The organism is Streptomyces hyderabadensis (assembly GCF_020404845.1).
Taxonomy (GTDB): domain Bacteria; phylum Actinomycetota; class Actinomycetes; order Streptomycetales; family Streptomycetaceae; genus Streptomyces; species Streptomyces hyderabadensis.
This window is the reverse complement of the sequence record NZ_JAIOJZ010000008.1, coordinates 1-22,993: the sequence shown is the minus strand read 5'-3', so window position 1 is coordinate 22,993 and position 22,993 is coordinate 1. Positions and strand designations below refer to the sequence as shown.

The window sequence follows — 22,993 nt, the reverse complement described above, 5'->3', positions numbered from 1 at the left end:
GTGCGTCCCGCCGGTGCACCGCTCGGCGGGCCGTTGTCGGTGCCGCGCGCTAGCGTGCGCAGCACTGACACCTCGTCCCTTCCGGGAGGCATCCATGTCCTCGCGTCTCAACCCGTACCTCAGCTTCGACGGCGACGCCCGCCAGGCGATGGAGTTCTACGAGCAGGTCTTCGGCGGCACGCTGGCGCTGAACACCTTCGGCGAGTCCGGCATGCCGGACCCCGCGTACGCCGACAAGGTCATGCACGCCATGCTGGAGACGCCGGGCGGCTTCACCCTGATGGCCTCCGACACCCCGCCCGGGATGGAGTACCGGCCGGGCAGCAACTTCTCGGTGAGCCTCAGCGGCGACGACGCCGCCGAGCTGCGCGGCTACTGGGAGAAGCTCTCCGCCGGCGGTTCCGTCGCCGTGCCCCTGGAGAAGCAGATGTGGGGCGACGTCTTCGGCATGTGCACGGACCGGTTCGGCGTCCCCTGGATGGTGAACATCAGCGAGCCGGCGAGCTGACCCACCAGCCCGCCGGACCGCGACCGGCGCCGCTCAGCCGCGCCGTACCTCCGCGAGCGTCACCGGACGGTGCTCGTGCAGCGACAGGGTGCACGCCTCGGCGATCCAGCCCGCCTCCAGCGCGTCCTCGACCGTGCAGGGGGAGGTGCGGACACCGGCGACCACCTCGGTGAACGCGGTCAGCTCGGCGCGGTAGGCGGCGGTGAAGCGGGCCATGAAGAAGTCGTGGGGGACACCGGCCGGGAAGGTGACGCCGGGCTCGACCGAGCGCAGCGGCAGCCTGTCCTCCAGGCCGACGGCGATCGAGTCGGCGAAGCCGTGGACCTCCATCCGGACGTCGTAACCCCGGGCGTTGTGGCGGCTGTTGGAGACCACGGCGATGGTGCCGTCGTCCAGGGTGAGGACCGCGCCGGTGGTGTCCGCGTCGCCCGCCTCCCGGATGAAGTCGGCGCCGCGGTTGCCGCCGACGGCGTACACCTCGCTCACCTCACGGCCGGTCACCCAGCGGATCGCGTCGAAGTCGTGCACCGAGCAGTCCCGGAAGATGCCCCCGGAGGCGGCGACGTACGCGGCGGGCGGCGGCGCCGGGTCCAGCGTGGTCGCCCGTACGGTGTGCAGCGGGCCCAGCTCACCGCCGCGCACGGCGGCCCGCGCGGCGGCGAACCCGGCGTCGAAGCGGCGCTGGTAGCCGATCTGCACCGGCACGTCGTGGCCCGCGAGCGCCTTGAGCACCTCGACGCCCTCCGTCATGGTGCGGGCGACGGGTTTCTCGCAGAAGACGGGCACACCGGCCGTCACGGCGGCGCGGATCAGCTCCGGGTGGGCGTCGGTCGCCGCCGCGACCACCACCCCGTCCACGCCCGCGGCCAGCACCGCCTCGGGCGAGTCCGCCACCTCGGCGCCGAACCGCTCGGCGGCGGCCCGCGTGGCGTCCGCGAACGGGTCGGCGACGACGAGGGAGTCGACGGCGTCGAGTCCGGCGAGGGTCTCGGCGTGGAAGGCGCCGATGCGGCCGAGGCCGAGGATTCCGATACGCATGTGCTGTGCTGCTCCTTGCTCGGTGTGCGGGGTGTCCGTGCCGGGGCCCGTGCCCCGCGCGCCCCCGGTCATGTGCTCTCTCGTCGTGCGCGGCCCGCTCGCAGCCGCGCGCGCAGCTCCCGCGGTGGCCACTCCTCGCGCAGCGCCCGCCGTACGAGGTCCGCCTGGGAGGGCGGGGCCAGGCCGTCGACCGGCGGGTCGCGGTCGAGGTTGGTGGGGAAGGGGTACCCCTCCGCGCTCGCGGCGACCACCTGCTCCAGCCACCGCTCGCCCGCGCCCTCGGCCTTCCGCCTCAGCAGCACCGGGTAGACGGCGTTCACCACCGCCTCCCGGTCCACGCTCTCCATGGCCCGGCCGAACGCGGAGGAGATCTGCAGCAGGTTGGCCATGCGGCGGATGCCCGCGGAGCGGTTGGCACCGGCCGCGTGGAACAGCGCCGGGTTGAAGAACACCGCGTCGCCCTTGGCCAGCGGCAGCTGCACGTGGTGTGCCTCGAAGTAGGCCCGGAACTCGGGCAGCCGCCAGGCCAGGTAGCCCGGCTCGTACTTCTGGGAGTGCGGCAGATACATCGTCGGCCCCGACTCCACCGGCATGTCGCAGTGCGCGACCGCGCCCTGGAGCGTGAGCACCGGCGAGAGGCGGTGCACGTGCGCCGGGTACGCGGCGGCGGCCTCGTTCGAGAGGAAGCCCAGGTGGTAGTCGCGGTGCGCGGTCTGGGCGGCGCCGCCCGGGTTGACCACGTTGATCTGCGAGGTGACCTGGTGGCCGGGACCGAGCCAGGCGCGGGCCACCAGGGCCAGGGCGTCGTTGGCGTAGTACTCGGCGAACGCCTCCGGATCGCGCAGGGCCGCCTTCTCCAGCGCGTTCCACACCCGGTCGTTGGCGCCGGGCGCGGCGAAGTGGTCGCCGGCGGCGACGCCCGAGGCACGCTGCTCGGCGATCAGCGCCTCGAACACCGCGGTGGCCCGGTCGACCACCGCCGGGTCCGGGAAGGCGTGTTCGAGAACGACGATGCCCGGGCCGTCGGCGAGGGCGTGGACGAGTTCGGCCGCCGTCCCCGCGTCGTCGCGCAGTCCACCCGCGTCGTACACGGGGACGCCGTGCGTCACGGCGGCGGCCCGCGGGTAGGCGGCCGGGTCGGTCGGCTGCTCGACCAGCTCGCGGAAGGCGGCGAGATCGCAGTCGCGGGCGGACAGCTGGGCGCGGTGGGCGGGGACGGGCGCTGCGGGCATCGTCGTCCTTTCGCTGACAGGGGCGACGCGGTGCTGTCATTCTTGTCCTGACAAACGCGTCGAACAACCAGCAGGCGGCCATCAAAAACCCCTCAGAGCGTGCCGCGTCGCCCCGGGTGCGCGGCCGGGGTGGCCGCCGGACGAAGCCGAGGAGCCGGTCATGGGCCACCCCTTCCCGATCCGGGAGATCGCCCGGCAGGCGGGCCTGAGCGAGGCCACCGTCGACCGGGTGCTCAACGGCCGCGGCGGCGTGCGCGAGAGCACCGCGTCCGAGGTGCGCCGGGCCATCGCCGACCTGGACCGCCAGCGCACCCAGGTCCGGCTGGTCGGCCGCACCTTCATGTGCGACATCGTGATGCAGGCGCCGGAGCGCTTCACCACGGCCGTGCGGGCCGCGCTGGAGGCCGAACTGCCCGCCCTGCACCCCGCCGTGGTGCGCTGCCGCTTCCACTTCCGCGAGACCGGCCCGGCCGGGGAACTGGCCGGCACCCTGGACCGGATCGCCCGGCGCGGCTCCCAGGGGGTGATCCTCAAGGCCCCGGACGTCCCCGAGGTGACCGCCGCCGTGGCCCGGCTGACCGCTGCGGGCGTCCCCGTCGTCACCCTGGCCACCGACCTGCCCGCCAGCACCCGGGTCGCCTACGTCGGCATCGACGACCGGGCGGCCGGCGCCACCGCCGCCTACCTCATGGGCCAGTGGCTCGGCGACCGCCCCGGCAACGTCCTCACCAGCGTCAGCAGCGGCTTCTTCCGCAACGAGGAGGAGCGCGAGATGGGCTTCCGCGGCGTCATGCGGGCCCGCCACCCCGGGCGGGCCCTGGTCGAGATCGCCGAGGGGCAGGGCCTGGACGCCACCCAGTACGACCTGGTGCGCGCCGCGCTCGCGCGCGACCCGGAGATCCGGGCGGTCTACTCGATGGGCGGCGGGAACATCGCCACCCTGCGCGCCTTCGCGGACCTCGGCCGCCGCTGCGAGGTGTTCGTCGCCCACGACCTCGACCAGGACAACACCCGGCTGCTGCGCGAGCGGCGCCTGTCCGTCGTCCTCCATCACGACCTGCGCCACGACCTGCGCGAGGCCTGCCGCCAGGTGATGCGGGCCCACGGCGCGCTGCCGCCCGCCGGTCCGGCCCGGCCCTCGCCGATCCAGGTCGTCACCCCGCACAACATGCCCCTCGACACGCCCTTCGACCCCGCGGCCCCGTGACGCGGGGCCGCCGTCACCCGGACGTCTCGGGGCTGACCCAGGTGCCGCGCTCCGCCGACCGTGCCATGGCCTCCAGTACGGCCGCGCTGTGCACGGCGTCCGGCAGGGTGGCGCCGTACGGGGCGCCCTCCGCGATCGAGCGCAGGAAGCGGTGGGCCTCCACCACCTTCAGGTCGTCGTACCCCATGGCGTTCGCGGCCCCCGGCTGGAAGGCGGCGAACTCGCCGTGCCCGGGGCCGACGTACACGGTGCTCACGGGCTGGTCCTGGTACTCCGTGCCGCGGCTGACGCGCAGTTCGTTCAGGCGGCGGAAGTCCCAGAACACCGCGCCCCTGGTGCCGTGCACCTCGAAGCCGTAGTTGTTCTGCTCGCCGACCGAGACCCGGCAGGCCTCCAGGACTCCGCGGGCGCCGGAGGCGAAGCGCAGCAGGCAGTTGACGTAGTCCTCGTTCTCGACCGGGCCCAGCTCGCCGCCCGTGGCCCGCGCGTGGCCCGCGGTGGCGGCGGCGGGACGGGCCCGCTGCGGCAGGAAGACCGCCGTGTCCGCGGTCAGCGACGCGATGTCGCCGAGCAGGAACCGGGCCAGGTCCGCGCCGTGCGAGGCCAGGTCGCCGAGCACCCCGCTGCCGCCGCGCTCCCGCTCGTAGCGCCAGGTCAGCGCCCCTTCCGGGTGGGCCGCGTAGTCGCTGAAGAAGCGGAGGCGGGCATGGGTGACGGTGCCGATCTCCCCGGCCGCGATCAGGTCGCGGGCGGTCTCCACGGCGGGGGCGTTGCGGTAGTTGAAGCCGACCGCGCCCTGCACCCCGGCTCCGGCCACCGCGTCCGCCACCGCACGCGCGTCGTCGGCGGACAGACCGACCGGCTTCTCCACCCAGATGTGCTTTCCCGCCCCGGCCATCGCGACGGCGATCTCCCGGTGCAGGAAGTTGGGGGCCGTGATGCTGACCGCGTGCACCCGCGGGTCCGCCACCACCTCGCGCCAGTCGCGGGTCGTCGAGGCGAACCCGAACTGTGCGGCGGCCTCCTCGGCCCGCCCCGGCACCTCCTCGGCGACCGTCACCAGCTCCGGGCGCAGTGCCAGGTGCGGATAGTGGTGGCGGACCCGGGCGTACGCCTGGGTGTGCACCCGGCCCATCCAGCCGAAACCGACGACGGCGACACCGAGTGCCTCGACCATGAGCGCCCCTCTTCGGACCTGTCCGTGATCTGTCCTGCGTGATCCGCCTGCGTGATCCGCCCGCGTGATCCGTTCGTGGCCACCCTGGGCGGGCGGCGGCATCATGTCAACCTTTTGACAGGACAAAGCCGGAAGACCCGGGAGGACCGGCCTCAGCGACCGCCGAGGTCGATCGCGTACGCCTTGCGCAGCGTCTCGTGCACCGTCCAGGTCGTACGGTCGCCCTCGCGCAGCACGGCCAGGTCGCCCGGCCCCACCGTGAGGGTCGCACCGCCCGCCACCTCGATGGTGGCCGAGCCGCTGAGCACGACGAACATCTCGTCCGCCTCGGTGTCGGTGACCACGCCCGGGGTGATCTGCCAGACGCCGCGCAGCCGGCGGCCGTCCGGCGACTCCCAGACCACCTTGCCGGTCACCTCGGGGGTGCCGGACACGATCTGGCCGGGGTCGAGCGGCTCGGGTTCGAGCTCGGCGTCGGGGACGTGGACAACGAAGCTGTGGGTCATGCCGTGACGCTAACCGGGCCCCGCGGGGCGCCGGGGGAGACAGGGTGTGGGGCATCCGGCCCGGCGGGCGGACACTTCGTCGCGGCCGGAGCGGGAGCGAATAGCGCGAACAAAATTGTTGACAATCTTGTTTGGCTAGATTTACGTTCGACAGGCACTCACTCAGGGAGGGCAACCATGCCGAACCAAGCCCGTCCGGGCACCGGGGAGCAGGCCAAACAGCTTGCGCTCGGGCAGCTGCGGCAGGCGATCCTGCGCGGCGACATGGCACCCGCGCAGCGGCTGGTGGAGAACGAACTCGCCGAGCAGTTCGGCGTGACCCGGGCCAGTATCCGGGCCGCGCTGATCGACCTGGAGTCCCAGGGGCTCGTCGAGCGCATCCGCAACCGCGGTTCACGGGTGCGGGTGGTGACCGTGGAGGAGGCCGTCGCCATCACCGAGTGCCGCCTGGTGCTCGAAGGGCTCTGCGCGGCCAAGGCCGCCGCCGCCGTCGACGACGGGCAGGTCGCCCGGTTGAAGGAACTGGGCTCGGCGATGCGCAAGGCGGTGGCCGACGGCGAACCGCTGACCTACTCGGACCTCAACCACGAACTCCACGCCCGGATCCGGGAGTTCTCCGGCCAGCTGACGGCCGTGGAACTGCTGGAACGGCTCAACGCCCAACTGGTGCGGCACCGCTTCCAGTTGGCGCTGCGCCCGGGGCGGCCGCAGCAATCCCTGAACGAGCACCTGGCCATGATCGAGGCGATCGAGGCCAGGGACCCACAGGCCGCCGAGGCGGCCGTCCGGGCCCACCTCACCAGCGTGATCGAGGCGCTGCGCGACTGACCGGCGCGCCGAAGACACACGCCTGAGACACGGCACCGAGGCGGGCGCCACCTGTCCACCAAGGAGAAGTCACCCATGACGTACGGCAACGCGCCCGCCGCCGTCCCCCGCTCGACCCTCGTCGTCACCGCGCACGCGGGGGACTTCGTGTGGCGGGCGGGCGGCGCCATCGCCCTGGCCGCCTCGCGCGGGGAGAAGGTCACCATCGCGTGCCTGACCTTCGGCGAGCGCGGCGAGTCCGCCAAGGCCTGGCGGGAGGGGAAGACCCTGGCGGAGATCAAGGCGCTGCGCCGGGAGGAGGCCGAGAAGGCCGCCGCCGTCCTGGGCGCCGAGGTCCGCTTCTTCGACGCCGGCGACTACCCGCTGGCCGTCACCCCGCAGCTGACCGACCGGCTCGTCGAGGTCTACCGGGCCACCCAGCCCGACGTGGTGCTCACCCACCCGGTCGAGGACCCGTACAACGGCGACCACCCGGCCGCCAACCGCATGGCCCTGGAGGCGCGCGTCCTGGCGCAGGCCATCGGATACCCGGGCGAGGGCGAGATCATCGGCGCCCCGCCGGTCTTCTACTTCGAGCCGCACCAGCCCGAGATGAGCGGCTTCCGCCCCGAGGTGCTGCTCGACATCACCGAGGTGTGGGAGACCAAGCGCAAGGCGATGGAGTGCCTCGCCGCCCAGCAGCACCTGTGGGACTACTACACCGACCTGGCCGTCCGCCGGGGCGTCCAGCTCAAGCGCAACGCGGGCCCCAACCTGGGCCTGGCGCACAAGACCATGGCCGAGGCGTTCATGCGCCCCTACCCCCAGATCGCGAAGGAGCTGGCATGAGCGGCGTCGTCGTCACCAACCCGCCCAAGGCCGACGCCGAGGACGTCGAGGCGCTCGCCGCCTACGGCGTGGCCACGGTCAGCGAGGCGATGGGCCGCACCGGACTGCTCGGGCCCGGGATCCGCCCCGTCCAGCAGGGCGTACGGGTCGCGGGCACCGCGGTCACCGTACTCAGCTGGCCCGGGGACAACCTGATGATCCACGCCGCCGTCGAGCAGTGCGGCGAGGGCGACGTCCTCGTCGTCACCACCACCTCCCCGTCCACCGACGGCCTGTTCGGCGAACTCTTCGCCACCGCCCTCCAGCGGCGCGGGGTGCGCGGCATCGTCCTCAACACCGGCATCCGCGACACCCAGGAACTGCGCGAGATGGGCTTCGCCGCCTGGTCCCGTGCCGTGTCCGCCCAGGGCACGGTCAAGGCCACCGGGGGCTCGGTCAACGTCCCGATCGCCGTCGACGGCCAGGTCATCCGCCCCGGTGACGTGATCGTCGCCGACGACGACGGCGTGGTGGTCGTCCCCCGCGAGCGCGCCCGGCAGGTCGCGGAGGCCTCCGAGGCCCGCGAGAAGAAGGAGGCCGCCACCCGCGCCGCCTTCCTCGACGGCCAACTCGGCCTGGACCGCTACGGGTTGCGCGAGAAACTGAAGGAACTCGGGGTCACCTACCAGTCCTACGACGCGTACACCGCCGGGGAGCGGCCGTGACCGGCACCGGGCCCGAGGAGGTGCGCTGCACGCTGATGCGCGGCGGCACCTCCAAGGGCGCCTACTTCCTCGCCGCCGACCTGCCCGCCGACCCCGCCGCCCGCGACGACCTGCTGCTGCGGACCATGGGCAGCCCCGACCCGCGCCAGATCGACGGCCTGGGCGGCGCGCACCCGCTGACCAGCAAGGTCGCCGTGGTCTCCGGCTCGGCCGACCCGGACGCCGACGTCGACTACCTCTTCCTCCAGGTCGCCGTGGACACGCCCGAGGTCACCGACCGGCAGAATTGCGGCAACATCCTCGCCGGGGTGGGCCCGTTCGCCGTCGAGCGCGGACTCGTGCCGGCCGGGGACGCCGAGACCTCCGTACGCATCCGCATGCTCAACTCCGGCGAACTGGCCGTCGCGACCTTCCCGACCCCGGGCGGGCGCGTCGCGTACGACGGGGACACGGCGATATCCGGCGTGCCCGGCACCGCCGCCGCGGTCGTCATCGAGTTCCCGCAGGGCGCCGGCCCCCTGCTGCCCACCGGCAACGTCCGCGACACCGTCGCCGGCACCGAGGTGACCTGCGTCGACAACGGCATGCCGGTGGTCCTGATCCCGGCCGCCGCGCTGGGAGTCACCGGGTACGAGACACCGGCGGAGCTGGAGGCGGACGCGGCGCTCGCCGGCCGCCTGCGCGAGATCCGGCTGGCCGCCGGGCACCTGATGGGCCTCGGCGACGTCGAGGGCGCCACCGTGCCCAAGCTGACGCTGCTCGCCCCGCCCCGGGACGGCGGTGCAGTCGCCACCCGCACCTTCATCCCGGTGCGCTGCCACACCTCCATCGGCGTCCTGGGCGCCGCGAGCGTCGCGGCCGGGCTGCGCGTCCCCGGCGGCGTGGGGGAGGGCATCGCCCGCCTCGCTCCGACCGGCGACCGGGTCCGGGTGGAACACCCCACCGGCTTCCTGGAGGTGGACGTGCGGCTCGACCCCGGCCCGCTCGTGGTCCGGCGTACCGCCGTCGTACGCACCGCGCGCAAGATCTTCGACGGCACCGTCTTCCCCCGGTCCGCCGCGACGGCACCGATCCCCGCACAACGCCCTGGAGGCCACCATGACTCCGCCGCTCGGTGACATCGCCCACGTCGGCCACGCCCAGCTCTTCACGCCCGACCTCGACGCGAGCGTCGCCTTCTTCACCGACTTCCTGGGCCTGACCGTCAACGGGCAGCAGGGCGACACCGTCTACCTGCGCACCTACGACGACTACGAACACCACAGCCTCGTCCTCACCGCCCGCGAGCAACCCGGCCTCGGCCGCCTCGCCCTGCGCACCTCCGGCGAGGAGGCGCTGCGGCGCAGGGTGGCGGCCCTGGAGGCGGCGGGACGGCCCGGCACCTGGGTCGAGGACGAGCCCGGCCTCGGCAAGCTGTACCTCACCACCGACCCCGACGGGCACGAACACGCCCTGTACTGGGAGAGCGAGCACTACCGGGCGCCCGAGGACCTCAGGCCCGCCCTCAAGAACCAGCCGCAGGCCAAACCCAACCGGGGCGTCGGCGTGCGCCGCCTGGACCACGTCAACTTCCTCGCCGCCGACGTGCTCGCCAGCGCCGAGTGGCAGGAACACCTCCTCGGCGCCCGGCCCACCGAGCAGATCCGGCTCGACACCGGGAAGATCGCGGCCCGCTGGCTGACCTTCACCAACAAGTCCTACGACGTCGTCTACACCGAGGACTGGACCGGCTCCTCCGGGCGGCTGCACCACATCGCCTTCGCCGCCGACACCCGCGAGGACATCCTGCGCGCCGCCGACCTCGCCATCGACACCGGCGTGTTCATCGAGACCGGCCCGCACAAGCACGCCATCCAGCAGACGTTCTTCCTGTACGTCTACGAGCCCGGCGGCAACCGCATCGAGCTGTGCAACCCGCTCACCCGGCTGGTGCTGGCGCCGGACTGGCCGCTGGTCACCTGGACCGAGGAGGAACGGAAGAAGGGCCAGGCCTGGGGTCTGAAGACGATCGAGTCCTTCCACACCCACGGCACTCCGCCGGTCGCGTGACGCCTTTCTGACGCCGTCCCGACAGCTTTCCGACAGCTTTCTCACAGGGGGTGGGTCGCGCACGTCCGCGTGCGCGACCCACCCCCAAATCGTTGCTGAGATTGTTAACAAAAGCGTTGACACTCGTTCTCGCGGTCCTTAGCGTCGCCCCATCACACGTCCCCTCCAGGCACCGCCTCCTGGACGAGAGGAAACAACGATGTCCTCCTCACCCGCGCTGTCCGCCCGCGGCAGCAGACTGGCCCTGCTGGTCGTCGGCCTCTGCTGGCTGGCCGTCCTCTTCGACGGTCTGGACATGTTCATCTACGGCTCCGTGCTGCCCCACATGCTTCAGGAGAAGGCCCTCGGCATCACCTCCGGCCAGGCCGGCGACCTCGGCAGCTACGCCACCTTCGGCATGCTGGTCGGCGCGCTGGCCGCGGGCACGGTCGCCGACCGCATCGGCCGCAAGAAGCTGATGGTCTCCTGCGTCGCGCTCTTCTCCCTGGCCTCCGGCCTGTGCGCGATCGCCGGAAGCGTCGGCGTCTTCGGGCTCGGCCGTACCCTCGCCGGTGTCGGCCTCGGCGGACTGCTGCCGACCGCGATCAGCATGGTCTCCGACTACGCCCCCCGGGGCCGCGCCGCGATCACCATCGGCCTGCTGATGACCGCCCACCACGCCGGCGGCATCCTCTCCGCCTACGTCGCCCTGTGGATCGTCGAACCGCTCGGCTGGCGCTCGGCCTTCTGGGTCTGCGTGGTGCCGCTGCTCTTCGTCCCGGTGCTGCTGAAGTTCCTGCCCGAGTCGCTCAGCTTCCTCGTCGCCCAGGGCCGCACCGAGGAGGCCCGCGCCCTGGCCGGCCGCTACGACGTCGAACTCCCCGCCGCCCCGGCCGGCCGGCCCGCCACCGCCCGCTGGGAGGCCCTCGCCAACCTCTTCCGCGGCCGCGAGTGGATCCAGACCCTGCTGTACTGGCTGGCCTCCTTCGGCGGACTGCTGCTCGTCTACGGCGTCGCCACCTGGCTGCCCACCCTCATGCGCAGCGAGGGCTACGAACTGGGCTCGGCGCTCACCTTCGTCGTGCTGTTCAACCTCGGCGGCATCGTCGGCATGCTGGTCGCGGGCCGCGCCTCGGACCGGTTCGGCGCCCCGCGCATCTCGGCCATCTGGTTCGCGCTGACCGCCTGCGGCGTCTTCCTGCTCAGCGTCCACATGCCGCTGGCGCTGACCTTCGCGGTCGTCTTCCTGACCGGCGTCTTCCTCAACAGCGCCCAGACCATGATCTACGCGACCGTCTCCATCGGCTCCACCCCGGCCAACCGCGCCACCGCGGTCGGCTGGACCTCCGGCATGGGCCGCTTCGGCGCGGTCTTCGGTCCGTGGCTCGGCGGCCAGCTGCTCGCCGCGGACAAGGGCGACTGGGGCTTCACCGCCTTCGCCATCGCCGGCTTCTCGTCCATGGTCTTCATCGGCATCGCGTCCCTGCGCACGACAGCCGCCAGCCCCAAGCTGGCCCCGGCCCACTGAACGCGCCCCGAAGGGGCGCGGGGCTGTAACATGGTGCGGCTCCGCCGCGCGAGCGCGACCAGCCACGACGCACCCGCGCCCGGCCACCGCCCCCGGCGGAACGGCGCTACCCCGCCCAGCCGGCCGCAGGTCACCGCCGCCGCGACAGCCACGCGGCAACCACCGCACCGGACACGTTGTGCCACACGGAGAAGACCGCGGCCGGCAACGCCGCCAGCGGGCTGAAGTGCGCGGTGGCCAGCGACGCGGCGAGGCCGGAGTTCTGCATGCCGACCTCGAAGGCCATGGCCCGACTGCCGGGCTCACCCAGCCGCCCGAGGCGCCCCGCGCCGTAACCGAGGGCCAGACCCAGCCCGTTGTGCAGCACGACGGCGACGAACACCAGCCCCGCCGCCGACTTGATGGCGTCCGCGCTGCCGGCCACCACGACGGTCACGATCACGGAGATCGTCAGCGCGGACAGCCAGGGCAGCGCCGGCAGCGCCCGCTGCACGTACCGGCCCGCGAGCAGCCGTACGACGACGCCCGCGAGGACCGGCAGCAGCACCGTCTTGAGGATGTCGGTGACCATGGACCCGGCGTCCACCGGGAGGTACTCGCCGGCCAGCAGCAGCGTCAGCGGCGGGGTGACCAGCGGGGCGACCAGCGTGGAGACGGTCGCGACGGAGACGGACAGCGCGACGTCGCCGCGGGCCAGGTAGGTCACCACGTTGGAGGCCGTGCCGCTGGGCGCGCAGCCCACCAGGATGACGCCGGCGGCGAGCTGCGGCGGCAGATCGAGCAGGTGGGCGATCGCCCAGCCGAGGCCCGGCATGATGACGTAGTGGGCGACGAGCCCCAGCGCGACCGCCCAGGGACGCCGCACGACCCCGTGGAAGTCCTCCGGGGTCATGGTGATGCCCATGCAGAACATCACGACGCCCAGCAGGTACGGCACCGCCTCGCTCCACCCGGTGAAACTCCCGGGGAGCAGCAGCCCGAGGGCGCCGGCCAGCAGGACGAGGACCGGGAAGACGGTCACGGCACGCCGCGCGGAGCGGTCGCCGGTGACGTCCTCACCGGGATGTTCGGCACGTTCGTTGTTCGCGGTTCTTTCGGTTCGCACCGTGCGAGGTAACGCCTGGTGGGCGGCGTGACGCAAAGGCGTCTCGCGATGTGATCAGCCCATCTGGTCGGCCGGCGACAGGTGCTCCACCGTCCGGCCCGTCTCGGTGAACGTCCGCGTCACATGGCCCGAGGAGTACACCCACAGGATGCGCAGCGGCGTGTCGCCCACGTTGCGGAACAGGTGGGGGACGGGGGAGGGGATGTACGTGGTGTCGAACCGCTCCAGCTTCGTCACCTCGCCGTCGACCCACACCTCCGCGTCCCCTTCGAGGACCGTCACGTGCTCGTCGCAGTTGTGCGAGTGCAACGGCGCCCCGGAGCCCACCGGGTACACGCTCATGCCACTCGTGATCAGGTTCTCGCCGCCCGCCGACGGCGTGGTGATCAGGGGTGTCGTCACGACGGCCCCGCCCCGGTCGAGCAGGGGCACGGACGCGGCCTTGATGATGGTGGTCATCCCGGATTCCTCTCCACTCCACTGTGTCCCGCGCACTTCTCGCGCGGGTCGCGCACGGGTCGCGACGACCGACGTTAGGTCGCGCCGATCCGAAACGGTGCCCTCCGGCGTGCAGGTTTACGTTGCAGTCCGAGAGGGGTGAGCCTTCTCCGCCCGGCTGTACCGTCACCGACACCGCACGGCTCCTCCGTCTTGTTGCGGTAACGCGCCGGAAAGAAAAGGCAGGTATCGGCCAGATGAGGCTCCCCGTTCTCACCGAAGAGGAAATGGACCCGCGCCAGCAGGAGCTGGCCGCCCGGATCGCCGGCCGCCGCGGCGCGGTCCGCGGCCCCTTCCGGGTGTGGCTGCACAGCCCCGAGATGTGCGAACGGGCAGAGTCCCTCGGCGCGTTCGCCCGCTTCGACTGCGGGCTGCCCAAGCACCTGCGGGAGCTGTCACTGCTCATGGCGGCCCGCAACTGGGACGCGCAGTACTCCTGGAACGCGCACGTGCACCAGGCGATCGAGGCCGGGGTCCCCGAGGCCGCAGTCAAGGCCATCGCCGAGAAGCGCGAGGCGGTCTTCGACAACGAGGCCGACCAGGCGTTCTACCAGTTCTGCAAGGAGATCCTGGAAGAGCACTTCGTCAGCGACGCCACCTTCGCCGCGGCGCAGCGCCACTTCGGCAACAAGGGCCTGGTCGACACCATCGGCGCCCTCGGCAACTTCACCATGCTCGGCATGTGCCTCAACACCTTCCAGGTGGACCTCCAGCCCGACAAGGAACCCCCCTTCCCCGACGTCCGCGGCTACGGCCGGGTCCGCACCGAGACCGACGGGCCGCGGCCGTGACCTCGCCCGCCACGACGACCGGCCCCGTGGTCCGCGTGCGCGGCGTCACCAAGAGCTTCGGCGGAGCGGCCGCGCTCAAAGGCGTCGACCTCGACCTGTACCCCGGGGAGATACACGCCCTGATGGGCATGAACGGCGCCGGCAAGTCCACCCTCGTCCAGGTGCTGTGCGGCGTGCACCAGCCCGACGGCGGCACCATCGAGGTGGACGGGCACCGGCACACCGGACTGAACGTGCGCAGGGCCCGCGGGCTCGGCGTCTCCTCGGTGCCGCAGCGCCGCGAACTGGCCATGGGCCTGACCGTCGCCGAGAACATCATGCTGGGCGACCTGCCGACCCGGCGCTTCGGCGCCGTCGACTGGAAGGCCGTCCGCGCCCGGGCCGGCGCCGCCCTGTCCGGCCTCGGCATCGACATCGACGTCCAGCGGGTCGCGGGCTCCCTCACCGTCGCCGAGCAGACCATGGTCGAGGTGGCGCGCGAGGTCCGGCGCGGCGGCCGGGTGCTCATCCTGGACGAGCCCACCGCCTGCCTCAGCGCCAGGGACGCGGGACAGGTCCGCGCCCTGGTGCGCAGGCTGCGCGACGAGGGCGTCGCCGTCGTCTACATCTCCCACTACATCGACGAGGTCATGTCCGTCGCCGACCGGGTCACCGTGCTGCGCGACGGCGGCCTGGTGCGCAGCGCCCCGGCCGCGGAGACCGACCCGGCCGCGCTGGTCCGCGACATGGTCGGCCGGGACGTCGTCTCGCGCCGCCCCGAGCGCCCCGCACCCCGGGACGAACCCGGACTCGCCGTCCGCGGGCTCAGCCACGGCCACGCCGTCCGCGACTTCACCGTCGAGGTGCGCAAGGGCGAGATCGTCGCCGTCCTCGGGCCCGCCGGGGACGCGCAGTCGCGGCTCTTCGACCTGCTCTCCGGACGGGTGCGCCCCGACGCCGGCGAGGTCCTCGTCGACGGCCGGCCGGTGCCCCCGGGCCGGGTGGGCGCCGCGCTCGCCGGCGGGCTGCGCTGCGTCACCGGGGACCGCCGCTCGCTCGGCCTGGTCCAGAGCATGACCGTGGACGAGAACCTGATGCTGGCCGGCGACCGCTTCGCCCGGCGCCGGCTGCACCGCAGCGCCGACCTGGCCCGCCGCGCCGCCCCGGTCCGGGACGCCTACGGCGTCGTCGCGCTGAGCGGCAACCCGCCGGTCGGCTCCCTGTCCGGCGGCAACCAGCAGAAGGTGCTGCTCGGCAAGTGGCTGGAGACCGAGCCGGTCGCCTGCTTCCTGGAGGACCCCACCAACGGCGTGGACGTCGCCGCCATGGCCGACATCCACACCCTCGTCGACGACCTCGCCGCCCGCGGAGTCGCCGTCCTGCTCGCCTCCTCCTCCGCCGAGGAGGTCATGCGGCTGGCCGACCGGGTCGTCGTCGTGAGCGCGGGCCGCACGGTCGGCGAGCACGACATCACCGCCATCACCCGCGACGAACTCGTCGCGACCGCACTCGGAGGTCAACCGCAGTGAGCCTCAAAACCCCCTCCGCCGCCCCGGACGTCGCGTCCGGCGGCCCCTCCGAACGCCGAGCGCCGTCCCGGTCCACGGCCCGCGGGCTGCTGCACGTCCCGCACGGCGGACTGGTCGTCGTACTGATCCTGGTGTGCGTGTTCACCGCCCTCCAGGCCGACGCCTTCACCTCCTCGCAGAACCTGCTCAACGTGCTGCGCCAGGTCAGCGTGAACGCCGTCATCGCGGCCGGACTGACCCTGCTGATGACCGCGGGCGGCATGGACTTCTCCATGGGCAGCAACGCGGCCGTCACCCTGTGCGTGGGCGCCCAGCTGATCGACGGCGGCTGGTCCACGCCCGCCGTCGTGGTCGTCTGCCTGGCCCTGGCCACGCTGATCGGGCTGGTCAACGGGCTGGTGGTGACGTACACCCGGGTCGCGCCCTTCGTCGCCACCCTCGCCTCGGCGATGCTCCTCGACGGGGTCGCCCTGCTCGTCCTGGACGGCATGAGCGTCACCATCGGCGACAAGATGTCCTCGCTCGGCAACGACGAGGTCGTCGGCGTGCCCTACCTGACCGTGGTCGCGGTGCTGGTCCTGGCGCTGACCGGGGTGACCATGCGCTTCACCACCTTCGGCCGGGACGCCTTCGCGATGGGCGGCAACGAGCACGTCGCCCGGCTCAGCGGCATCAACGTCAACGCGCGCAAGCTCGCCCTGTACGCCCTCGCCGGCGTGCTGGCCGGACTCGCCGGGCTGATGCTGCTCTCCCGGCTGGGCGCCGCCGCCCCCAACACGGCGGGTCTCCAGACCCAGCTGACCGCGGTCGCCGCCGTGGTCATCGGCGGGACCTCGCTCGCCGGCGGCCACGGCACCGTCGTCGGCACGGTGTTCGGCGTCGTGCTGCTCGGCGTGGTCGCCAACGCCCTGAACCTGCTCCAGGTCAACAGCAACTACCAACTCGTCGTCACCGGCGGCGTCCTGCTGGTCGCGGCGATCATCAACGAGGTCCAGCGCAAGTCGTCCCCGGGCCACTAGCGGGGCCCCGCCACCCTCCCAGACCAGCAAGCACCTTCCGTTCAGGCACGCACCTTCTCCACGCACGCACCCTCTCTCCACGCACGCACCTTCTCTTCAACGATGCAGGAAAGGCCCGACCCATGAAGTCCACCGCCCCCTCCCGCCGCCGCTCCGCCGCGGCCTCGCTCGCCGGCGTCGCCGCCCTGGTACTGGCCGGCTGCGGCTCCGGGAACGACAGCGGGGGCGCCGCCGACGGCTCGGTCTCCCTCGGGTTCGTCAACGGCTCCAACACCCACTTCCACACCTGTCTGCTGCGCGCGGTCGAGCAGGAGGCCGAGGCACAGGACGCCAAGGTCTACTCGGCCAACTCCAAGCAGGACGCCGGGACCGAACTGTCCAACATCGAGGACATGATCGCCCGCAACGTGGACGCCCTGATCGTGCAGACCGTGAACGTGGACGCGCTCGAGGGCGACATAGCCAAGGCCAAGAGCGCCGGCATCCCCATCTACCTGACCTCCGTGGCCACCTCCGACATGGCGGACGTGCTCGGCGCCGCGGTCGTCGACCTGAAGAAGGTCGGCGCGATGGACGCCGGGTGGATCGCCGAGGACGCGGGTGGCAGGAACGTGACCGTCGGTGTGGTGGCGGGTGCCCCCGGCGCCGCCTCCGACCTGCTCGTCGGCGGCTTCGAGGATGCCCTGCCGAAGACCGCGAGGGTGGTCGCCAACCAGCCCGGCATGTTCAACCCCGCCAAGGCCCAGGACGTCGCCGAGAACATGATCCAGTCGCACCCCGACCTGGACTACGCCTTCGTTGCCAACGAGGAGATGGCGTTCGCCGTCCGCAAGGCCTTCGACGCCGCCGGCGCCAAGGACGTGAAGATCGTGTCCGTCAACGGCACCGAGGAGGGCGTCGCCGCGGTGAAGGACGGCCGGCTGTCCGCCACCGTCGCGAACTCGGCGGCGACCATCGGACAGACCGCGGTCAAGAGCACCGTCTCGCTGCTCGACAAGGGGGAGCAGAACGGCGGCGACCAGGGTGTTGACAAGATCTCCGACATTCCTCTTGTCTTGGTCACCAAGGAAAACCTGAGCGAGGCTCCCCAGTACTGCCCCAAGTAGGGCCCCCACCGGGAACCGGCGCCCGACTCAGCGTCGGGCCTTGGGAGGAAGAACATGGACCGCCTGCTCCTCATGCACAGCTTCGTCACCGTCGCCCAGGTGGGCAGCTTCAGCGGGGCCGCCAAGAAGCTCGGCTCGTCCGGGTCGCTGGTGTCCCGGCACGTGGCCGAACTGGAACGCCAGGTGGGGGTGCGGCTGGTGAACCGCACCGCCCGCTCGGTGAGCCTGACCGAACCGGGCAGGCGCTACGCGGAATTCGCCGCCCGCATCCTGGACGAGATCGAGGCCGAGGACGCCGGCATCGCCCAGCTGCACGACCGCGCCGAAGGCACGCTCAGCGTCATCTGCCCCAAATGGATAGGCAGCCTGGATCTCGGCGACGCCATCGCCGCGTTTTCCGCCGCCCACCCGAAAATACAGATCCGGTTCGAACTGGGGGGAATGTCCGACCGCACCTACGATTTCCTGGACAGCGGATTCGACATCGCCTTCCACACCCGCGACCTGAGGGATTCGAGCGTCCGCCTGAAGAAGATCTCCTCGCTGCCGTTCGTCCTGTGCGCGTCCGAGGAGTACATCAAGCAGCACGGCTCCCTCTCGCACCCCAACGACCTGGCCGCCCACGACTGCCTGGTGCACCTCAACGACCCGGTGTGGCGGATCGGCCACGGACACGCCAGCACCCTGCACAAGATCCGCAACATCGCCTTCTCGTCGAACTCCTACATCGCCCTGCAGAAGGCCGCCGTACACGGCCGGGGGATCGCCCTGCTGCCCCAGCGGCCGGCCTACGACGACCTCGTCTCCGGCGCCCTCCAGGTGCTGCTGCCGGAACTGGCCGTGCCGGACCGGCCCCTGTACGCGATCTACGGACCCGGCCGGGACACCCCGCGCAAGGTCAGCGTCTTCCTGGACTTCCTGGCCGGCTGGTTCGCCCGGAATCCCATTCCCGGCATCCGTCCGTGAGTACCGGACGAAGGCGCAAGAAACGATTGCGAACCGCGGGCGCCCCAGCCCATTGAGGCGCCCGCTCACGCAAACCTACGCTCGCCGGGCGAGACGGAAACGAGGACCCATGGGAATCCAGAGAATCGAATCGGTCACCTACGGCATAGACGACCTCGACACCTGCGCGCGGTTCTTCGAGGACTTCGGCCTCTTCCAGGTGGAGCGGACCGACGAACACGCGGTGTTCGAGACGCGCACCGGACAGACCCTCCACCTCGACACCGACCCCGGCCCGCTGCTGCCGGCCCCGGTGGAGAGCGGGCCCACCCTGCGGGAGGTGGTCTGGGGCGTCGACACCCACGAGGAACTCGACCGCCTGGTCGCCGCCGTGGGCCGGGACCGCGAGGTCCGCGAGAGCGCCGACGGCGTCCACCACACCGTCGACCGCAGCGGCTTCGGCGTCGGCCTCACCCTCGCCAGGCCCAGGCGGCCGGCCGTCCAACCGCGCCCCGCCAACACCCTGGGCAGCGTCAACCGGTGGAACCGCGCCCTGGACCCGGTCGTCCGCGCCCACCCGCTGCGCATGTGCCACGTCGCCCTCAACATCGCCAAGGAGGGCAAGGAGGAGGCCGTCGCCTTCTACACCGACCTGCTCGGCTTCCGCCCCACCGACGTGGTCGAGCCCATGGGTGTCTTCATGCAGGCACCCGGCGACGACGACCAGCACACCATGCTGCTGTGCCACCGCCCCGACCGGGCCGGGGTCAACCACATCGCCTACGAGGTCCCCGGCTTCGACGACGTGGTCGAAGGCGGCAACTTCATGATCGAGCGGGGCTGGCGGGAGGCCCGCAGACTGGGCCGGCACACCATCGGCTCCAACGTCTTCCGCTTCCTGCACGCCCCCTGCGGCGGGCGCGTCGAGTACGCCGCCGACATGGACCGGGTCGACGACACCTACGAGACCCGCGTCCACGAGACCACCCCGCCGCACCACATCTGGGCCCTGCGCACCAACCGCGACCAGGACGCCCCCGCCTCCTGAATCCCTGAGAGGGCACCCATCCATGACCACCGACCACGGCCACCCCGCCGCCCGCATGTACATCGCGGGCGAGTGGTGCCAGGGCGGGAGCGGACGCACCGCCCCGATCGTCGACCCCGCCACCGCGGAGGTGATCGGGGACGTCCCCCTGGCCACCGCCTCGGACCTGGACCGCGCTCTCGACGCCGCCGCCGAGGGCTTCGAGGTGTGGCGCGCGACCCCCGTCACCGAGCGCACCCGCATCCTGCACGCCGCCGCCGGCCTGATCGCCGAGCGCGCGGCGCGGATCGGCCGGACCGCCACCCGGGAGCAGGGCAAGCCGCTGCGCGAATCCACCGGTGAGGCCCGCCGCACCGCCGAGACCCTGCGCTGGCACGCCGACGACGCCCGCCGCGCCTACGGCCGCATCGTCCCCACCGACCCCGGCACCGTGCTCACCGTGCGCCGCGAACCGATCGGCCCGGTCGCCGCCCTCGTTCCCTGGAACTTCCCCGTCGGCGGGCCCAACCGCAAGATCTCCTCGGCCCTCTCGGCCGGCTGCTCGCTGGTCGTCAAGGCCTCCGAGGAGACCCCGGCCACGGCCGCGGAACTGGTCCGCTGCTACGCCGACGCGGGACTGCCGCCCGGCGTCCTCAACCTCGTCTTCGGCGACCCCGCAGAGGTCTCCGAACGCCTCATCTCCTCCCCGGTCACCCGCCTGGTCGCCTTCACCGGCTCCGTCCCCGTCGGCAAGCTCCTCGCGGCCCGGGCGGGCGAGGTCATGAAGCCCTCCCTGATGGAACTGGGCGGCCACGCGCCGGTGATCGTGTGCGCGGACGCCGACCCCGTGACGACGGCCCGCAGGGCGGCCCGCGCCAAATGGGCCAACGCCGGGCAGGTGTGCACCTCGCCCAGCCGGTTCCTCGTCCACGAGTCGATCGTCGCCGAGTTCACCGCCGAGTTCGTCAGGTCCGCCGAGGCGGTCGTCGTCGGCAACGGCCTGGACGAGGGCACCACCATGGGCCCGCTCGCCAACGAGCGCCGCCTGGCGGCCATGGAGCGGCTCACCGCCGACGCCGTCGACCGCGGCGCCAAGATCCTCACCGGCGGCGAGCGCCCCGACCGGCCCGGCCACTACTTCGCGCCGACCGTCCTCACCGACGTACCCGACGACGCACAGCTGCTGTCCGAGGAGCCGTTCGGGCCGCTGGCTCCGATCATGCCGTTCACCGATCTCGACGACGCCCTCGCCACCGCCAACGCGCTGCCGTACGGACTGGCCGCCTACGGGTTCACCGACTCCGCCGCGACCGCCGAGCGGCTCTCCGCCGAGCTGGAGGCCGGCATCCTCTCGATCAACCACTGCGGCGGCTCCGTCCACGAGGCCCCCTCCGGCGGCGTCAAGGACAGCGGCTACGGCCGCGAGGGCGGCCCCGAGGCCCTGGACGCCTACCTGATCACCAAGCGCGTCTCCCACCTGCTGGCGCCATGAGGTACGCACGCCTCTCGGTCGGCGGGCGGGCGGTCTGGGGCCGGGTGGGGGAGCGGGACGTCCACCTGCTCTCCGGCTCCCCGCTCGAAGGCCCCACCGCCCCCGACGTCATCGGCACGGTGCCGCGCGCCGACGCCCACTGGCTGCCGCCCGTCGTGCCGCCCGTCTTCTACGCCGTCGGCATGAACTACCCCCGGCACATCGCCCACGCCAAGGCCGCCACACCCGAGCGCCCCGAGGTCGGCTACCGGGCCAACAACGCCCTCACCGGCCACCTCTCGCCCATCGTCAAACCGGCCGCCGTCACCGGCCGCTTCGAGGCCGAGCCCGAACTCGTCGCCGTCATCGGCCGCACCCTGCGCCGCGCCACCCGCGCCGAGGCCCGCGAGGCGATCTTCGGCTGGACCATCGGGAACGACATCAGCGCGCGCACCTGGCAGCACCAGGACCGCACCTTCTGGCGCAGCAAGAACAGCGACACCTTCAAGCCGATGGGCCCCTGGATCGAGACCGACGCCGACGCCCTCGCCGGTACCACCACGCTCCGCGTTAACGGCGCCGAGCGGGCCCGGTTCCCGACCGGCGACATGGTCTTCGACCCCTACGCCTACATCGTCGAGATCACCAAGCACCTCACCATGCACCCCGGCGACGTGCTGTGGATGGGTGCCGAGTCCACCTGCCACCTCGAACCCGGCGACACCGTGGAGGTCGAGATCGACGGCATCGGTGTGCTGTCCAACCCCGTACTCCTGGAAGGGAATCACTCATGAGCGCGGAACCCCGCTACATCCACCACGTCAACTTCCCCACCACCGACCCCGACCGGACCGCCGCCTGGTACGCCAAGGTCTTCGGCATGAAGCGGATCACGCCCAAGTCCAACACCCGCGTGGTGCTGATGACCCGGGGCAACTTCGACCTGCACTTCACACCGGTCGAGGAGATGGAGCGCATGGCGCCCTACCACTTCGCCGTCGAGGTCGACGACTGGGACGACTTCCTCGCCCACCTGGGGGAGCTGGGCATCCGGCACACCCGGCCGATCCAGCGCCCCGAGAACCAGTCCAAGTTCTGCTACATCCACGACCCCGACCACACCATGATCGAGCTGGTCCACCACGCCAAGCGCCCCAACTGAGCACGCTCGCTGAGGAGTTACCTGTCATGCCCTACGCCGACTCCGACGGCACCTCCCTCTACTACGAGCGCCACGGCAGCGGTCCGGCGATCCTGTTCGTGCACGGCAGCGGCGGCCACCACGCCGCCTGGTGGCAGCAGGTCGCCGCCCTGCGCGAGGAGTTCACCGTCGTCACGCTCGACCTGCGCGGCTTCGGCAGGTCCGACAGCTCCATGCCCGAGTTCGACGGCCAGGACTTCCCCGGCGACGTCGTCGCGGTCCTGGAGGCCGAGGACCTCACCGACGTCATGCTGGTCGGCCAGTCCATCGGCTCGGTCGCCGCGCTCCGCGCCGGTCTGCTGCGGCCCGAGCGGGTCAGCAGCGTCGTCCTCGGCCACTCCCTCGGCGGCATCAGCCACCCCGAGCTGCGGGAACTGGCCGCCGCCGACCGCGCCGAGGCCGTCAAGCTCCCGGTGATCGACCGCCTGCTGACCACGTCGTTCCAGCAGCGGCGCGCCGACCTCACCTTCCTCTTCCAGCAGATGGGCACCTTCAACGTCGCCCGGATGCAGGACCTGCGCAACCTCGACACCAACGGTCCCTCGCTGGAGGAGATCCAGGCCTCCGGCGTCAGGATCGCCTTCCTCGCCGGCGAGCGGGACGCCGTACTCGGCGTCAAGACCGTCACCCGCGCCCACGAACTGCTGCCCGGCTCGCACCTGGAAATCGTCCCCGGCGCCCCGCACTCCATGTACTGGGAGACACCCGAGCCGTACAACGCGGCCGTCGCCCGCCTGC

24 protein-coding genes are annotated in these 22,993 nt (G+C 72.3%); 18 read left to right on the top strand and 6 right to left on the bottom strand.

Features of this window, described 5'->3' with window-relative positions:
- Window positions 1-94 precede the first annotated feature (94 nt).
- Window positions 95-508 carry a VOC family protein gene (locus K7854_RS08700; protein ID WP_226025804.1) on the top strand — a complete coding sequence of 138 codons (414 nt, stop codon included), beginning with the start codon at window positions 95-97 and terminating at the stop codon, window positions 506-508.
- 33 nt (window positions 509-541) lie between these two features.
- Here K7854_RS08700 and K7854_RS08695 read toward each other — a convergent pair whose 3' ends face one another.
- The gene (locus tag K7854_RS08695; protein WP_226025803.1) at window positions 542-1,546 is read right to left on the bottom strand and encodes a Gfo/Idh/MocA family protein; all 1,005 of its coding nucleotides are present in this window, start codon (window positions 1,544-1,546) and stop codon (window positions 542-544) included.
- 68 nt (window positions 1,547-1,614) lie between these two features.
- Window positions 1,615-2,778 (bottom strand): phytanoyl-CoA dioxygenase family protein, encoded by a 1,164-nt coding sequence (locus tag K7854_RS08690; RefSeq protein WP_226025802.1) that lies wholly within the window; start codon window positions 2,776-2,778, stop codon window positions 1,615-1,617.
- A 160-nt stretch (window positions 2,779-2,938) separates the two neighbouring features.
- On the opposite strand from K7854_RS08690, the gene K7854_RS08685 reads away from it, so the two are divergent.
- Window positions 2,939-3,985: a LacI family DNA-binding transcriptional regulator gene (locus K7854_RS08685; protein WP_226025801.1), complete on the top strand. Its 1,047-nt coding sequence runs from the start codon at window positions 2,939-2,941 to the stop codon at window positions 3,983-3,985.
- A gap of 13 nt (window positions 3,986-3,998) precedes the next feature.
- On the opposite strand, the gene K7854_RS08680 is transcribed toward K7854_RS08685, so the two are convergent.
- Together K7854_RS08680 and K7854_RS08675 are read right to left on the bottom strand one after the other, a co-directional pair.
- Window positions 3,999-5,162 carry a Gfo/Idh/MocA family protein gene (locus tag K7854_RS08680; RefSeq protein ID WP_226025800.1) on the bottom strand — a complete coding sequence of 388 codons (1,164 nt, stop codon included), beginning with the start codon at window positions 5,160-5,162 and terminating at the stop codon, window positions 3,999-4,001.
- A 152-nt stretch (window positions 5,163-5,314) separates the two neighbouring features.
- On the bottom strand, window positions 5,315-5,668 hold the full coding sequence (locus tag K7854_RS08675) for a cupin domain-containing protein (RefSeq protein WP_226025799.1): 354 nt from the start codon (window positions 5,666-5,668) through the stop codon (window positions 5,315-5,317).
- A gap of 177 nt (window positions 5,669-5,845) precedes the next feature.
- On the opposite strand from K7854_RS08675, the gene K7854_RS08670 reads away from it, so the two are divergent.
- The 6 genes from K7854_RS08670 to K7854_RS08645 all read left to right on the top strand — a co-directional run bounded on the left by K7854_RS08670 (window position 5,846) and on the right by K7854_RS08645 (window position 11,584).
- Entirely contained in the window at window positions 5,846-6,496 is a 651-nt protein-coding gene (locus K7854_RS08670; RefSeq protein WP_226025798.1) for a GntR family transcriptional regulator, read from the top strand.
- A 75-nt stretch (window positions 6,497-6,571) separates the two neighbouring features.
- Window positions 6,572-7,324, top strand: coding sequence for a PIG-L deacetylase family protein (locus K7854_RS08665; RefSeq protein ID WP_226025797.1), 753 nt, complete (start codon window positions 6,572-6,574; stop codon window positions 7,322-7,324).
- Window positions 7,321-8,028, top strand: coding sequence for a 4-carboxy-4-hydroxy-2-oxoadipate aldolase/oxaloacetate decarboxylase (locus K7854_RS08660; protein WP_226025796.1), 708 nt, complete (start codon window positions 7,321-7,323; stop codon window positions 8,026-8,028). Before K7854_RS08665 ends, K7854_RS08660 begins: the two co-directional genes overlap by 4 nt.
- A complete protein-coding gene (locus K7854_RS08655) occupies window positions 8,025-9,146 on the top strand; it encodes a 4-oxalomesaconate tautomerase (RefSeq protein WP_308112531.1) in 1,122 nt (373 codons plus the stop codon). Before K7854_RS08660 ends, K7854_RS08655 begins: the two co-directional genes overlap by 4 nt.
- Complete coding sequence (locus K7854_RS08650; RefSeq protein WP_226025795.1) at window positions 9,127-10,077, top strand: VOC family protein; 951 nt, start codon at window positions 9,127-9,129, stop codon at window positions 10,075-10,077. Before K7854_RS08655 ends, K7854_RS08650 begins: the two co-directional genes overlap by 20 nt.
- A 199-nt stretch (window positions 10,078-10,276) precedes the next feature.
- Entirely contained in the window at window positions 10,277-11,584 is a 1,308-nt protein-coding gene (locus K7854_RS08645; RefSeq protein WP_226025794.1) for an MFS transporter, read from the top strand.
- A gap of 130 nt (window positions 11,585-11,714) precedes the next feature.
- On the opposite strand, the gene K7854_RS08640 is transcribed toward K7854_RS08645, so the two are convergent.
- Together K7854_RS08640 and K7854_RS08635 are read right to left on the bottom strand one after the other, a co-directional pair.
- The gene (locus tag K7854_RS08640; protein WP_226025793.1) at window positions 11,715-12,689 is read right to left on the bottom strand and encodes a bile acid:sodium symporter family protein; all 975 of its coding nucleotides are present in this window, start codon (window positions 12,687-12,689) and stop codon (window positions 11,715-11,717) included.
- A gap of 54 nt (window positions 12,690-12,743) precedes the next feature.
- A complete protein-coding gene (locus tag K7854_RS08635) occupies window positions 12,744-13,148 on the bottom strand; it encodes a cupin domain-containing protein (protein ID WP_226025792.1) in 405 nt (134 codons plus the stop codon).
- Between the two features lie 266 nt (window positions 13,149-13,414).
- On the opposite strand from K7854_RS08635, the gene K7854_RS08630 reads away from it, so the two are divergent.
- The 10 genes from K7854_RS08630 to K7854_RS08585 all read left to right on the top strand — a co-directional run.
- Window positions 13,415-13,978, top strand: coding sequence for a carboxymuconolactone decarboxylase family protein (locus K7854_RS08630; protein WP_226025934.1), 564 nt, complete (start codon window positions 13,415-13,417; stop codon window positions 13,976-13,978).
- Window positions 13,975-15,486 carry a sugar ABC transporter ATP-binding protein gene (locus tag K7854_RS37660; RefSeq protein ID WP_226025791.1) on the top strand — a complete coding sequence of 504 codons (1,512 nt, stop codon included), beginning with the start codon at window positions 13,975-13,977 and terminating at the stop codon, window positions 15,484-15,486. The genes K7854_RS08630 and K7854_RS37660 overlap by 4 nt, the downstream gene beginning before the upstream one ends.
- Window positions 15,483-16,505: an ABC transporter permease gene (locus K7854_RS08620; RefSeq protein ID WP_226025790.1), complete on the top strand. Its 1,023-nt coding sequence runs from the start codon at window positions 15,483-15,485 to the stop codon at window positions 16,503-16,505. The genes K7854_RS37660 and K7854_RS08620 overlap by 4 nt, the downstream gene beginning before the upstream one ends.
- A gap of 122 nt (window positions 16,506-16,627) precedes the next feature.
- The gene (locus tag K7854_RS08615; protein WP_226025789.1) at window positions 16,628-17,611 is read left to right on the top strand and encodes a sugar ABC transporter substrate-binding protein; all 984 of its coding nucleotides are present in this window, start codon (window positions 16,628-16,630) and stop codon (window positions 17,609-17,611) included.
- A 54-nt stretch (window positions 17,612-17,665) separates the two neighbouring features.
- Complete coding sequence (locus tag K7854_RS08610) at window positions 17,666-18,577, top strand: LysR family transcriptional regulator (RefSeq protein ID WP_226025788.1); 912 nt, start codon at window positions 17,666-17,668, stop codon at window positions 18,575-18,577.
- A gap of 109 nt (window positions 18,578-18,686) precedes the next feature.
- Window positions 18,687-19,604: a VOC family protein gene (locus K7854_RS08605; protein ID WP_226025787.1), complete on the top strand. Its 918-nt coding sequence runs from the start codon at window positions 18,687-18,689 to the stop codon at window positions 19,602-19,604.
- 22 nt (window positions 19,605-19,626) lie between these two features.
- On the top strand, window positions 19,627-21,075 hold the full coding sequence (locus K7854_RS08600) for an NAD-dependent succinate-semialdehyde dehydrogenase (RefSeq protein WP_226025786.1): 1,449 nt from the start codon (window positions 19,627-19,629) through the stop codon (window positions 21,073-21,075).
- Window positions 21,072-21,848, top strand: a complete 777-nt coding sequence (locus tag K7854_RS08595; RefSeq protein WP_226025785.1) for a fumarylacetoacetate hydrolase family protein — start codon at window positions 21,072-21,074, stop codon at window positions 21,846-21,848. The genes K7854_RS08600 and K7854_RS08595 overlap by 4 nt, the downstream gene beginning before the upstream one ends.
- On the top strand, window positions 21,845-22,216 hold the full coding sequence (locus tag K7854_RS08590; RefSeq protein WP_226025784.1) for a VOC family protein: 372 nt from the start codon (window positions 21,845-21,847) through the stop codon (window positions 22,214-22,216). The genes K7854_RS08595 and K7854_RS08590 overlap by 4 nt, the downstream gene beginning before the upstream one ends.
- Window positions 22,217-22,242: 26 nt before the next feature.
- Window positions 22,243-22,993 (top strand): alpha/beta fold hydrolase (locus tag K7854_RS08585; protein WP_226025783.1); only part of this gene is annotated, 751 nt, incomplete at its 3' end.